The 13,160-nt window shown below is 41.5% G+C and carries 16 protein-coding genes; 5 read left to right on the top strand and 11 right to left on the bottom strand.

Annotated elements, in window-relative coordinates; genetic code table 11:
• A complete protein-coding gene (locus EKM93_RS05875) occupies positions 1 to 711 on the top strand; it encodes a DNA methyltransferase family protein (protein WP_225423648.1) in 711 nt (236 codons plus the stop codon).
• A 152-nt stretch (positions 712 to 863) separates the two neighbouring features.
• Here the strand turns inward: EKM93_RS05875 and EKM93_RS13615 are convergent, their stop codons facing one another.
• Both EKM93_RS13615 and EKM93_RS05870 read right to left on the bottom strand, forming a co-directional pair.
• Positions 864 to 1,040, bottom strand: coding sequence for a hypothetical protein (locus tag EKM93_RS13615; RefSeq protein WP_225423647.1), 177 nt, complete (start codon positions 1,038 to 1,040; stop codon positions 864 to 866).
• Positions 994 to 1,272, bottom strand: coding sequence for a helix-turn-helix transcriptional regulator (locus tag EKM93_RS05870; RefSeq protein WP_225423646.1), 279 nt, complete (start codon positions 1,270 to 1,272; stop codon positions 994 to 996). The genes EKM93_RS13615 and EKM93_RS05870 overlap by 47 nt, the downstream gene beginning before the upstream one ends.
• A 297-nt stretch (positions 1,273 to 1,569) precedes the next feature.
• On the opposite strand from EKM93_RS05870, the gene EKM93_RS05865 reads away from it, so the two are divergent.
• From EKM93_RS05865 to EKM93_RS13610, 3 genes are all read left to right on the top strand, one after another.
• A complete protein-coding gene (locus tag EKM93_RS05865) occupies positions 1,570 to 3,777 on the top strand; it encodes an AAA family ATPase (protein WP_164507005.1) in 2,208 nt (735 codons plus the stop codon).
• 390 nt (positions 3,778 to 4,167) lie between these two features.
• Positions 4,168 to 4,755, top strand: coding sequence for a type IV toxin-antitoxin system AbiEi family antitoxin domain-containing protein (locus EKM93_RS05855; RefSeq protein WP_125714015.1), 588 nt, complete (start codon positions 4,168 to 4,170; stop codon positions 4,753 to 4,755).
• Complete coding sequence (locus tag EKM93_RS13610; protein WP_225423645.1) at positions 4,752 to 4,937, top strand: hypothetical protein; 186 nt, start codon at positions 4,752 to 4,754, stop codon at positions 4,935 to 4,937. The genes EKM93_RS05855 and EKM93_RS13610 overlap by 4 nt, the downstream gene beginning before the upstream one ends.
• A gap of 323 nt (positions 4,938 to 5,260) precedes the next feature.
• Here the strand turns inward: EKM93_RS13610 and EKM93_RS13500 are convergent, their stop codons facing one another.
• From EKM93_RS13500 to EKM93_RS05835, 3 genes are read right to left on the bottom strand one after another with little or no spacing between them, the layout of a single operon-like run.
• Positions 5,261 to 5,428, bottom strand: a complete 168-nt coding sequence (locus tag EKM93_RS13500; protein WP_191988489.1) for an LbetaH domain-containing protein — start codon at positions 5,426 to 5,428, stop codon at positions 5,261 to 5,263.
• 47 nt (positions 5,429 to 5,475) lie between these two features.
• Complete coding sequence (locus EKM93_RS05840; RefSeq protein WP_125714013.1) at positions 5,476 to 6,315, bottom strand: alpha/beta fold hydrolase; 840 nt, start codon at positions 6,313 to 6,315, stop codon at positions 5,476 to 5,478.
• 12 nt (positions 6,316 to 6,327) lie between these two features.
• Positions 6,328 to 7,332, bottom strand: a complete 1,005-nt coding sequence (locus EKM93_RS05835; protein ID WP_125714012.1) for an NADP-dependent oxidoreductase — start codon at positions 7,330 to 7,332, stop codon at positions 6,328 to 6,330.
• A 123-nt stretch (positions 7,333 to 7,455) separates the two neighbouring features.
• On the opposite strand from EKM93_RS05835, the gene EKM93_RS05830 reads away from it, so the two are divergent.
• The gene (locus EKM93_RS05830) at positions 7,456 to 8,046 is read left to right on the top strand and encodes a TetR/AcrR family transcriptional regulator (protein WP_225423644.1); all 591 of its coding nucleotides are present in this window, start codon (positions 7,456 to 7,458) and stop codon (positions 8,044 to 8,046) included.
• A 200-nt stretch (positions 8,047 to 8,246) separates the two neighbouring features.
• Here EKM93_RS05830 and EKM93_RS05825 read toward each other — a convergent pair whose 3' ends face one another.
• From EKM93_RS05825 to EKM93_RS05805, 6 genes are all read right to left on the bottom strand, one after another.
• Positions 8,247 to 8,810: a sugar O-acetyltransferase gene (locus EKM93_RS05825; RefSeq protein WP_125714010.1), complete on the bottom strand. Its 564-nt coding sequence runs from the start codon at positions 8,808 to 8,810 to the stop codon at positions 8,247 to 8,249.
• Positions 8,811 to 9,083: 273 nt separating this feature from the next.
• Positions 9,084 to 9,239: a hypothetical protein gene (locus EKM93_RS13495; protein ID WP_164507004.1), complete on the bottom strand. Its 156-nt coding sequence runs from the start codon at positions 9,237 to 9,239 to the stop codon at positions 9,084 to 9,086.
• A 202-nt stretch (positions 9,240 to 9,441) separates the two neighbouring features.
• On the bottom strand, positions 9,442 to 10,212 hold the full coding sequence (locus EKM93_RS05820) for an HAD hydrolase family protein (protein ID WP_125714008.1): 771 nt from the start codon (positions 10,210 to 10,212) through the stop codon (positions 9,442 to 9,444).
• Positions 10,213 to 10,550: 338 nt separating this feature from the next.
• Complete coding sequence (locus EKM93_RS05815; RefSeq protein WP_125714006.1) at positions 10,551 to 11,081, bottom strand: RICIN domain-containing protein; 531 nt, start codon at positions 11,079 to 11,081, stop codon at positions 10,551 to 10,553.
• Between the two features lies 1 nt (position 11,082).
• On the bottom strand, positions 11,083 to 12,012 hold the full coding sequence (locus EKM93_RS05810) for an SDR family NAD(P)-dependent oxidoreductase (protein WP_164507003.1): 930 nt from the start codon (positions 12,010 to 12,012) through the stop codon (positions 11,083 to 11,085).
• 57 nt (positions 12,013 to 12,069) lie between these two features.
• The gene (locus EKM93_RS05805; RefSeq protein ID WP_125714002.1) at positions 12,070 to 12,630 is read right to left on the bottom strand and encodes a TetR/AcrR family transcriptional regulator; all 561 of its coding nucleotides are present in this window, start codon (positions 12,628 to 12,630) and stop codon (positions 12,070 to 12,072) included.
• Positions 12,631 to 13,160: the final 530 nt, after the last annotated feature.

The raw sequence follows: 13,160 nt of genomic DNA, 5'->3' as shown, positions 1-13,160 counted from the left end.
ATGGAACGACTGATTAAGTCAAGCCAGAGAGTGAAAGATCACGGGGAAGTATTTACGCCACATTGTGTAGTAGCTCTAATGCTTGATCAACCGGAAATAAAACAAGCCCTGAGTTCTTTAACAGCTACTTTTTTAGAACCGGCAGCCGGTGAAGGAGCGTTTTTAACTGAGATACTTTCACGAAAATTAGAACTTGCCAATCATATGAGCAGTGATATTAAAGGGTTCGAGCAGAATGCATTGATAGCTCTGACTTCGCTATACGGTATTGAGCTTCTTGTAGATAACACTGAACTTTTAGTTATACACATGTACCGAATCTTCTATCAAGAGTACTTGCGACAGCTGAATAAATACAATGCACCGGTGAACAAGAAGGTTGTGAAGAGTGCCCTGACGATTGTTAAGGCTAATATGGTTCAAGGTAATGCTTTAACGGGTAAGAATAAGAACGGCGATGATATTGTCTTCAGTGAATGGACACTGCTGCCAGTGAAGTGGGGTGTTCAAAAGGTTCAGCGAACTGAGTATACGCTCGATGCAATAAAGACGGATGGACCATCAGTAGATGGACAGCATCAAACCCATGGGTCTGAGGAGTTATCACTCTTTGAATCTGCTGACGATGAAGCTCAGGATACTGTGTATCGATTCAAGACGGTTCCGTTGATTGACGTCTTTAAAGAAATCAGGGTTTCTGTGCCAAAATGATTCATCTCTGAGTTTAAACGCGAGCGTGTCTTCTGATGAATTGGGGGGATAATGATGAATGTAAAATTTTTTGATCGACGTTTGCTAAAGTTATTTTCAATCGAATCTCAAACCGGTTGATGATCGGCGTATCAGCAATAGCGATACCACGCTTAGCTGCTTGTTCGGCAGCCTTGGCCTTTCATTTCAACCAACGTGCCGAGGTTGGAGCTGACCGGTACGACCATGACCTGAATGTTGGAGAAGATATACATGGCCGAATAGCCGTAGAGCCCATGTTCCTCAAATATCAGGTGTTCTGGAGTCAGACCGATAATCTTGGTGATCATGCATGGGGAACCGCACGCGCATGTAGTCAAACATCGGCGTCAGTTCTGGTTCATCGTTCCAGTTCTTGAGCAGCCGGTCGATTTCCATTTGCAGTGAGGCACTAGGGTTAGTCTTACCGTTTTCCACTTGGACGTAATGCATCCGTGTAACACTTAAGCACCGGGCGACTTGAGCTTGGGTCAGTTTGAGTTGTTTTCGATGTAGCTTAACTTGTTCATGCCAAGAAATCATTTTTAACCTCCATTTATTTTTGGGACAAAAAAATGATGGATGCAGGGTGCAATCCATCATTTTGTAACTATTCAATTTAAGTCTGTCATATCAGTTTTTCTACCTTGTATTCAGGCACAGACGTTGTATTTAATACTCCCCTGTTAGAGTACTGGCCGACTGCTGCCACTCACGCTTGCGGCTTTCGCGTCGCACGCCGCGCGTGGCGGCAGGACAAGCATTCCGTGACATTGGCGAGTGATAGGAATGAACAAGGTGAGTAAAATAAGAATAATATATTAAGAGGAGTTGGGCAAGTTGATCGAATTGAAGGACGTGAATACAAAGTCTTTTCATAATTATTCCTTTAATGGCAGTTTTGACAAAGTCAATCTATTTTTTGGTCAGAATGGTTCTGGAAAGACAGCTTTATCAGGATGGATTTCCGCACTGGATTTCGACCATACAAGGGTTTTTGACACAGTCTATGTTGAGCAGGAGGTCCGCAATACTGAAACTATGAGCGGATCGAAAATTATTGTGGGTAAGGAACAGATTGAATCGGTAGATAAAATTAATCATTGCCAGAAAATAATTTCGACTCTTGAAAGTGACACTTCGCCAACCACAGAGCTTGAAAACGCTAGATCTGCCTTGGTAAAAATTATGACTGAAGAGATCGGCAATGCTAAAGTAAATTTCAGGTCAAATGCGATCCATCAGAAAGCAAATGCACGTTCCAATCCAATTAGGGCATTGGAACAGTGGAAGGATGAAATTCATCACTATAAGGATGTCAAGTCAGATTTTTCAAGTTTCGAAGGCATTGATCAAGCAATTCGTCAACTTACTGCGGATCGTGATCATCTTGTTCCAATTTTGCAGAATTATGATCAGGCCAAGCGAAAGAAATTCATTGCTGCAATGAACACACCTGTGCTAGAACCTGAGTCTTCCGTGGCGTCAAACGTCGCTGAATGGTTAAGTTGTGGTGCAATTCTGCACAATTTTCAAGATGATAAGAAACCAGAATTAACCACTTGCCTTTTTTGCGGAAATAAAATAGATCCGGAGAAAGTGAAGACTCATATTCTAGATAGAATTGACACTGAATATGCAAAATTGCTTGCTGCTATCGGACAATTTCAGACGAATTTGACTGACAGTTTGACAGTGGTTGATGGACTTCAAGCTACAGGAAAAGTCGATGAAAAACAAATTGATGCGGCTAGGATACAGGTCACAAAACTTGAAGCTGTGCTAAAAGATAAGCGCAATCATACCGATCAAAACATAGCGCTGGGGGAAGACGTATTTTCCGCGATACTTACGCTCAATAATACGGTCAATCAAGTACGAGATGAGATAGACAACAAATTAAATCAACTTCGACACGAACAAGATAATATCGAAAAACTAGCGAAGAGAAGTATAGGGTTGGCCTTACAGAAACGACCGGACGTAGGCACAACTGTTCAACAGATTAGGAGAGCAGAGAAAAATATTGATGACGAGAATCGCTCCATAGAGATTACGAAAGACTTTTTGAAGAAACTGAATGAGAAGTCCAGTGATTTAGAAGGATTCTTAAAACTAATGAACGGCACACTGAAAACAGTTGGAATGAATTTTCATCTCCAATTTTCCACTAACGATACATCAAGCTTTGAGGTTGTAGAAAATGAAGATAATGAAAGTTTTCAATTTCACTCACTTAGCGAAGGGGAAGTTCGTTTAGTAGCGTTCGTCAAGTTTTATTTTAGCTTATTTTCGGAATACAAAATTGATGAGGAGACTCAGTCAGTTCTTCGGAAAATTGATCCAACAATTCGTGTAATTATTCTGGATGATCCGATTACAAGCGTCGATTCAAATAATAGATATTTTATGACTTCACTGATCAACTCATTCTTGGATGAATTTTCAAAAGGGAGTGTCGAGACCTTTGTCTTTACGCACTCACTCTACGATTTTCACAATATTGCCTATCTCATGAATGGGGGTGTGGCGCACTTTCGAGTTACTAAAGATGTCCATGGTGAGAGCGAGGTTACAGCTGTCGAGAGTGATTCGATGAAAAACTTTAGCGATGACTACCATTCCACTTTTATTGACGTTGCTAACTTTGCGATGCTAGGCAAACAACGTCTGGCTGAAAAAGTGAACTATCTTCATTTTGGAAATCAATGCCGCTTTTTGCTAGAAACGCATGCACGATCTAATTACAATATTGAAAACGCAACTAATAATGCACTCTCACAAATACTCGATGTTTATAATGTCCCTAAGCCTGCGGAGACTCAGGTCAGAAGGATGCTCGACACCATTAATAGTTTGTCACACGGCATGTCCTTCAACTGGGATTACACTTCAGGTATTCCGGCAAAAGAGATACAACAAGCCGCGCGAACTCTTTTGTGGATGTTAAGCAATAAGGACCAACAGCATGTTGAGGCGATGGCTCGCGGTTTATCTGGGTTAATGAAGAGTTGTAAGACTTGGCAGCCGGTTGGCATCGGGGTGTAGATGCTAATGTAAGAAGAGGGAAAATTAAGCAATTCATGCTGCTCCTATTCATCATTGTTCCGAGGACGAACTTTCGTTCTTGTATCCTCTTAATAGTGATGAGCCCGGCTATGATAAGTGAGCTGCATGTCAGTTTGCGTCATGGTAGCTGTGAACCAGAAGTAGACGGTCCTGCCCGAGATGGTGTGATCTCCGTCTTCGTAAGACTCAATATGATCGCACATTTCCAGCAAGGCGTCTTCGGCGTCCTCTGGTGTTCCATAGTCTTCCTGAAAGCGGTTTTGATTGTTGATTACCGGGATTCTCATATATTTTTCTTTCGTATTTATAATTTCACGTTTCAAGCATCGTTATATGGTAAAATGATGTTTTAAACGTGAGGTGGACTTAATGTCAGATTTAATTGAATCATTCATGAAGCAAAATAACGGACAAGTAACGACCGCAGATGCTAGAAAACTTGGGGTTAATCCGCATCTGCTCATCGATCTTGCAAACCGTGGCAAGTTGGAGCGAGTGGGGCGCGGGGTTTATATTGACCCAGCGATATTTGAGGACGACATGTATATCCTTCAATATCGTTTTAGTAAGGGCGTCTATTGCAAAGACACTGCACTGTTTTTACACCACATGATCGACAGGACGCCGGATCGCTACCAAATGAATTTTCCACGTGGCTACAATCCAAGTTCAATCGGTGAGTTCCCTGTGCGGGCTTATCGCCAAAAGTCAGAGTGGCACGAACTAGGCATTGAGGAAGTGCTTTCACCTGGTCAACACAAGGTACGGGTCTATAACGTCGAGCGAACCCTTTGTGATATATTGCGGACGCGTGATTCATCAGATTCAGAAACTATCCGTCAAGCGATGCTTAGCTATTCGCAGCTAAAGCAAAAAGATATTGGGCGACTGGTACGCTATGCAAATTTGTTCAAAGTTAGAGAAAAAATCAACAACTACATGGAGGTACTACTGTGAAACTCGGTTTTTCAAATGGGCAACAGTTCAAGGCTAAAGTGCGTAACCTCGCCAAAGAAAAACAGATTGATCCTCAAATATTGATGCAAGAGGTTTCGCTAGATCTGGTGAACATAGACTTACTCCTCAGTTCGAATTTTACACGCGCCCAAGTGGACACAATGAATTCCAAAAATCTTTAGATAATCTGGGAGGTAAATAAACTGATAAAGAATATTCTTTTTGACGATTACCTAGCTGAACAACTCAAAGATCCAAAATTCAAGGCAGGCTTTGATGCCGAATCTGCCAAACTTGAGAGTGCAGTGGAGCAAATGAACGCACGCGAGCACAAGTTTGACACAACAAGCAAATGTTCCTCAGTCAACAATTCCAAGAATCGAACACGGACATAAGACTAGTTTTGACACCATAATCAAGATGTTCCAATCAAAAATAAGGAGCTAACAACCACACGGTTGCCAACTCCTTATTTTTTTAGTTTTGAGTAAGTTTACGAATTGCTTTAGCGGATAAGTGTATCATCAGGCACATCTTTTGTCACAACCGCTCCAGCAGCGATCACGGCACTGTTTCCAATGGTCACTAGCTGAGATTGGGCAAGGTATTGGTGGCGTCCTGCTGGATTCAGGGGATGATTGACAGCTGATGGAATGACCGCTGACTTTGCCAAGATTGATTGTTTAAACTGTTTTCTTGATACAACGCAGAATATTACTATCAAGCTAAGAGAAATTGATTGACTTCTTTTACAAAGGCAGCGGCGTATTGGAACACGCCTGCATGCCCGGCATCGGGATATAGTACTAGTTTTGAATGTTGAAAGGATTTTGCAAGTTGTATACTGTTTGGTTTCGTGGGCACCATAATGTCATTTTCTCCATTAGCAATGAGTACTGGAAACGTCGCATTAGAGAAATCAATTGGCGCTTCCGATGCCCAGCGGTGAATGGCGGTCAATTGCTTGCGATAGGCCGGCCAACTGATGCCCTTATCCCGTTGGTGTGTACGTGATTTGATTCTGTTTAAAAACGCCTTGCTTTCTTGTTTGCCATTTAAAGTCCTCGTAAAGAACAAGTAAGTTTTGACATCTCTGAAAGTAAAAATAGCTTTGAGCAAGCTTACATCAGAAATTCGGGTCACGTTCTCGATGCCTTTCCCTCCGCGAGGCCCCGTACCAGTTAAAATCGCGCGATGGACCAGTCCGGGTTCTTGTGCCATTATTTCTTGGGCGACAAAGCCACCCATTGAGAATCCGAAGAGATCAATTTGAGGATAGCCAAGTTGGTGAATAAACTCAATCATATCAGTTGCCATCGCCTGAATCGAGGTTGCAGCGGGTCCAAGAGAAGCACCAACCCCTAGATAATCAGGGAGGATGACATGGTGGTTTACGGCTATTCCGTCGATGACGGTGGGATCCCAGTTGTCTAAGTTTCCAGAAAGATGAGTTAATGCGATCAGTGGAATACCGACAGGATTACCAATTTCACGATAGGCGAAGATATGGCCTTGATCTGTTTTGATTTTCTGAGTTAAAGTATTGACGTATTTTTCCATTATCCCAGCTCCTTAGTTAAAGTGAATGAGTACTTTGCCTTTTGGATGTCCATTTTGTAGATAGGCCTGTGCCTCGTTCACTTGTTCAAGTGTGAATGTGGTCGAATCTACTGCAGGTACAATTATGTTCTGGTCGATTAGAGCACTTAACTGTTGAAGTTGTCTACCATCACTGCGAACAAAAATGAAGTGATAAGTCACACCGTATTTTTTGGCTAGATGATCCATCTTTTGCCCGTTTACTTTAAAGAGGAACTTTTTCCAAAAAGGCATCTGTTGTGCTTCGGCGAAGCTACCATTTGGACCCATTCGTAGTGAGAGTAATTGTCCACCACGTTTCAGAATAGAAAGTTCATGGGTTAGTTCAGCTTGCCCGAGGGTATCGATTACGAGATCTACATCGGATAATTGTTCCCAATAGTTTTCGGTTTTATAGTCAAGATACCTATTAGCACCAATATTAAGTGTGCGTTTACGAGCTTCACTACCACCACTCACGATGACTGACAGCCCCATCTGTTTAGCAAGTGGAATCGCCATTTGGCCAAATGAACCAGAGCCTCCGGGAATGAATAGGGTTTGACCAGAATGAGCTTTTAGAATCTCATGTAACGCTTGATATGCAGTCAGTCCAGTTAGTGCTGCTGCTGCGCCGGTTTTGAAGTCTAGGGTTGATGGTAGTAAAGCGACAGCATCTGCATCAACTGCGACATATTCTGCGAAAGCACCAATATCGGAGATGGGAAGTCGCATATATACTTTGTCATTTACACTGAAATTTTTCACGTCTTTGCCGACTTCAACGATCTCGCCAGTTAATTCATTCCCCATTGTTTGGGGCAGTTTAAAATTTTGAATAAGTCGCAAACTCCCAGTTCCAATTAATGAATCAAGCGGGTTAACTGCTGCTTCTTTCACTTTTACCAATACTTGTGAGTGATTAGGACGGGGCATATCGACGTTGCGAAGTTCCAGTTTATAATCCTTGGCGTACCGAGTTAATTGGGCTGCTTTCATTGTAGATCCTCCATTCATGAGATAAGTAACATAACTTTATTTTTGTTACTGGAACTATAATATTCTTGTTGGTAACATTTGTCAAATATTGTTACTTAATGATTGCTGTGGTATTATCAATTCATGGTTATAAATACGGAGGTACCTGCTTTGGAGAAAATTAATCGAGAGAAGATTGTCGACGTTGCCAGTCGATTGATCGCAGAAACCGGAAGAACAGATGTATCGTTGAGTCTAATTGCTGACGCTCTTGGCATCACACATGGCGCTTTATATAAACATTTTGAAAACAAGCAAGAGATATGGGAAGCTGTGGCGGCTCACTGGTTTCAACGCCATATTTTGGATCATGTTAATCAAACGTGTCCCCTTAGTACAGAAAATATTGATCATCCTATGAAGGTTCAATTGCATGATTGGCTGTGGGCTTTTGTTAATGCCAAAAAGGCAGCATATAAAACTGACCCACAGATGTTTTCGTTGAACACCCGCTATATTGATAGTAATCCGTCAACTTTACGTCGAGTTTTACAGCCAGCGTATCAGATGATTGATCACCTAATGGGATATGAAGATCCACATTTTGAGCGAGCTGAGACTATACTTTCAGCCTTTTCAGTCTTTACATTGCCAAACTTTAAAGAAACTTGGGATTGGCCTGATTACCAAGAACGATTTGAGACGATGTGGCAGCTGGTGAGTTCAGGAGTTTAGCGTAGCAGTTCTTTGTAATCACTATTCCACTAGGCTCGATCTTTGGGATGATTTGACATTGTGGTGGAGCGGGTAGGTGTGCTGCAATCTACAATTCCAAGAATTGAACACGGCCATAATACTAGTTTTGACACCATAATCAAGATGTTCCAATCAAAAATAAGGAGCTAACAACCATACGGCTGTCAACTCCTTATTTTTTAGTTTTGAGTAAGTTTACGAATTGCTTTAGCGGGAACACCAGCCACAAGCGTATTATCGGGCACATCTTTTGTCACAACTGCTCCAGCGGCAATCACGACATTGTTACCAATGGTCACCCCTGGCAAGACGGTCACAGATCCACCAAACCAGACATCGTTACCAATGGTCACTGGCTGAGCTTGGGCAAGATATTGACGGCGGCCTGCTGGATTCATAGGGTGATTAACCGTATAGATGCCACAGTTCGGCCCAATCATCACGTTATTTCCAATCTTGACTGGTGCCATATCCAGGATGGTCAAATTGTAGTTGCTCAGAAAATTTTGACCAACGTGGATATTCTTACCATAGTCACAGTTAAAATTCGCTTGTACTGAGAGATTATCACCGTAACTGCCGAAAATTTCTTGTATTTTGGTGGTTTGTTTTTTAGGTTCGGTTGCCGGTATGGCATTGAATTCTTGACAAAGTTTTGCGGCACGAGCTTTTCGCGCAGCCACTTCAGCGTCAGAGAAACAATACCAGTCGCCAGCTTCTAGTTTATCTAATTCAGATCGCATAAAATCAGTCCTTTCAAAAAAATGATATCACTTGAACCAATGTTTAAGTCAAGTTGTCACCAAAAAAAGAAGTAAATTTGAGTTATTACTCAGATCCACTTCTATTATAACTACGTTCATCACCAAGAATAAAATCTGATTTAATGGTCACCGAGGTATCATCCACTGGATCACTAATCACTAATGACAAGGCTTTCTTGCCAATTTCCACAAAATGATGATCAATAGTAGGGATATGCATTAGAAATCCCGAAAGCTGATTTTCCTGTCCAATCAGTCCGGCGCAGATAATTTATGGTCTAAGTAGTATTGACGCACGCCCGTGACAACATCATCGCCATTAGTAAAAATATATTCCATATCTAACCCACTTTTTGACAAATATTCGGCTGCCGCATAACCGTCTAGAAAAGTAGTAACGTTATCCACAATCCATTCTGGGTCAGGACAGCGCTTATAGACTTGTTCAAATGTGCGCAGCGTAACGGTACTAGTGGCACTTTCACTTGCGGGTCGGCTGAATAAAAAGGCGATTCGCTTGATGTCTTTAGCCGAGAGCCATGAAAAGGCATCGTGATATCCTGATTCCCGATCCGAATATACTGCAGGAATATGATTATTCTCAGGATCTTCACAAATTACGATGGGACCGTAAGTTAGATAGGGATGACAGGCGTTTCAATGAGATCCCGTGGGAGGTGAAGATAAGTCCGTCAAATAATTTTCGGCGCATTTGTTCCAAATATTTTATTTCCAGCGTTTCGTTATATTCAGACGGCAACAAAGTAATTCGATAATTACTCGCAAAAGCAGCCTCCGCTATGCCGCGAATTAGTTGGGTGAAATAAGGATGACTGGCATGTGGTAGTACCACACCGATATTGTGAGTTTTACCAAAACTTAAGTCCTGTGCCACGGCATTAGGAACGTAGTTGGCTTGTTTAATTACCCGTTCGACATCGGCACGAGTTTTGGCTGATACGTATTTGTGCTGGTTTTTTACAATAGCTTTTTGACCAGTTAAACCCTGCTCGTATTTAATACCTTCATCCATTCTGTTGGTATACCAATTGCTACGGTCGTAGTAACTAGTCGAGGCCTTGGGGAAAAAGGAGGATACATTACGAATGATTGCAGCCGCTGTTCTAGGTGCAATGCTGTATTCACTAATATATTGCCAACCTTGACCATCTTTTTTGAAAATTAAGCCGCCGTTAAAGGCGATTTGGGTATCTTTGAGTTCCAGTGCTTTGATTGTAGATGCCATTTCCATTGGTGCACGCGCTGATACTAAGGTGATTGGAATTTGGGTATCCTTGATAGCATTGACAGTTGTTGAAGTGATATGACCATGGTTGTTAAGCAAGGTGCCATCCATATCTGAAAAAATGTGTTTGATCATAATGAAAACTCCCTGTTCGTTTTGATTAAATCAAGCATAAGCAATGTAACGCGTTACATGTCAATAGCAAAATTAAATAAAGACGCTCAATCATAAAGGGATTATTTCAAAGTCCACTTATGTGAGCGTCTTTATTTAATTTTTCGTTGATTATGATGCTTTCAAAGTTACAGGTCTCAGTTTGATGAACAATCTTGCTGAACACAGTGAAGCGACGAACCCTACACTCAGTGATGTTGTGCATCTTTTATTCTGATTGGTTTATCGGACTTGCAATGCAAATTCGTCACCAAAAATATAGATTCTTTTTTTAAATTATGAGATGCAATCATTAAGCATTACACAATAGGACGTTGTTCCTTTAAGTGCCATTGTTGTGTGCTGGAGCCAGTGTATGGACGCAGCTGAAGCCGCGAATTTACTTTGTTGTCGGGACTAGTGATAAATAGATTTGTACCTTTTAATTGAATAGAAATTGCTTCATCGGCTAGCTTGTGTATGATCCAATGTTGAAGGGGATTGCCACCAATTGCTTGCTGCTCTAATTCAACGCCATCTACTGGTGTTGATACCGGTTGGAAAGATTTTTGCGTGTACAAGTCTTTGAATAGGTACTCACTGTTGCCAAGATCGATAAATTGCCATGTTGTACACTCCCAGTTTTGGGGTGTGTACTGAATGATTGGTGTTCCATCAGTAATTTGTGCATCCCTTGGTCGAATAACTTTACCGGAGCTGACATTTTGAATCATGTGCGCATTGGCAGTGTCGATTTTACGACGATAGTTTTTGTAAAATCGTGGACCAAGGATTAGAGTAGCTGCCCCAAGTAAAATAATATTACCGGTGATTAGGTAAGTTGAATTCATGTTAATTTTCTCCTGCTATTGCCGTCTGATCGGGCTGTACTACGTCTGTGTAGGGAGCCGTAATTTGTTCACAATATTTCCATAGTTTTTGTTTGTCAGTATCAGAATCCTTATCGGTAGCCGGATGTTGTTCCTGACTATTGCCAAAGAATTTGCCGGTGATGCCAATCAACTTCGGATCGGAGGCTAGGTAGACATCGGTTGCTGCACCGTGTTGAACGGAAAATTGTCGACCGATTGGCGGAATTTTTGCTAGTGAGATTGCACTTTTGTAGATCAGATTGTTGAGGAATCCCTTATCGCTAGACTGTCCGAAATTTGTTGCAATCATACCAGGATGTGCTGCGTTCACGGTGACATTCTTAATGCCTTCTGTAAGTAGTTGCTGCGCCATGGTTTGCGTATTCCAGATCAAGAAGCGTTTGGACAGACCATATCTCCGTTGGGCAGATGAAACCTTTGTTAGATTGAAATCATTAACATCAGGCTTTCCACTCATACGATGAGCTGCAGAGGAGAGATTGATAATCCGGCCGTCATCACTTTTTTGTAGAGCTGGTAAAAGTAACTGCGAAAGCAGGAAGGGGGCCATGACATTTAACGCCATTGTTTTTTCGATACCATCTCGGGTAGTGGCTCGCTGATTGTCGAAAACGGCTCCGGCATTGTTGATTAGTACATCCAAATGGTCAAACTTCAAATTGAAGGCCACAACCATATTCTGAATTGCCTTCATGGAAAATAGATCGGCAATAAGGTACTGAATGGTTTGATTTCCAGAACTTAGCTTCAATTCCTTTACCACCGCGGCAGCTTTGGTTTTATTGCGACCGTGAATTACAATCTGATGACCTTGTTTAGCCAGCTCAAGTGCAGTTTCTTTGCCGATACCGTCTGTGGCACCACTAATTAAAATTATTTTCTTATGCATATGTTTTTCTCCCATTTATAACTGAATAGTTAGTTAAGATTTTGATAAAAAACAATCCTACACGAGGATTGCCTTGTTGATCATGATGCTGATATCTTCAGCGTCAACTGTGCTGATAGTGCCAGTACGAGCAATGAGATTAGCAGGCACATTGAATAAGGAATCTAGTACATCTACAGATACATCCATATAGTTGGGGTCATGCCAGATCTGCTCATAGAGATCTACCAAAGACTCCTTCATCGAGTGTGTATAGTCAATGGCATGTTCATCTAACTGCTCGGCATTACTCCACATTACATTCATGAAGTTCGCTTTCTTCGGTTTTTGGAGATATTGATTAATCGTGAACTGGACCACGTCACGAATCTGCTCGACTATTGGACGTTGAGGACTGATTATAGTGTCAAGACCAACATGCAGCTCGGTTTTTACCTCCTCGTATACCCGGCTGAGCAGATCCGTCTTGTCCTTATAGTGCAGATAGATGGTTGCCGGACTCACTCCGGCCTGTTTCGCAATTTTTGCAGTGGTTAGATTAGATAGACCATCGGTGTAAACTAAATCAATCACAGCATCTTTGATTCTCTGAATTTTTGTTTCGTCAGTTGTTCGCATGAGTCAATACTAACTAGTTAGTCATTTATAGTCAAGCTTTTTTTTGAAATTAAATATTTTTGTCAGTGAGCTGTTTTTAAATGATAAAACATCATTAAGCAAGCGGCTAGTCATCTATATTTTGAGTGGGTCAGGGCTAAACTCATAGGTGCGTATAAAAAAATAACTATAACAGTTAACTTAATTATCAGTCATTCTAGATTATATTTAAGGTCATTGAGGCGCATCCCGATGGCTTCTAGTTCAAACAATAAAAAAGCGTATCCTCAAATTCGTCTGCCAGTGGTAGCGTTGCATTTGTGGATACGCTTTTTAGTTTGTATTTTTAGTGAATAGGTTGATCAAACTTGTAACGGTGTTGATCAGTAATTAGCCGCGATTACGACGGCTTTGTTTTCGTTGAGATGGCAATAGACTAAGCATGCCATACACCATTAAGACAATAATTAATGCACCAATAGAATTCATTTTTTTCTCCTTTTAATAGGCGTGATTCACGCGTTGAAAGCGGCCAGTCCTTGATGGGTCGA

It is taken from the genome of Agrilactobacillus yilanensis, from assembly GCF_003946725.1.
GTDB lineage: Bacteria > Bacillota > Bacilli > Lactobacillales > Lactobacillaceae > Agrilactobacillus > Agrilactobacillus yilanensis.
Note: the sequence above shows the minus strand (reverse complement) of the source record. Positions and strands in the feature narration are given on the sequence as shown.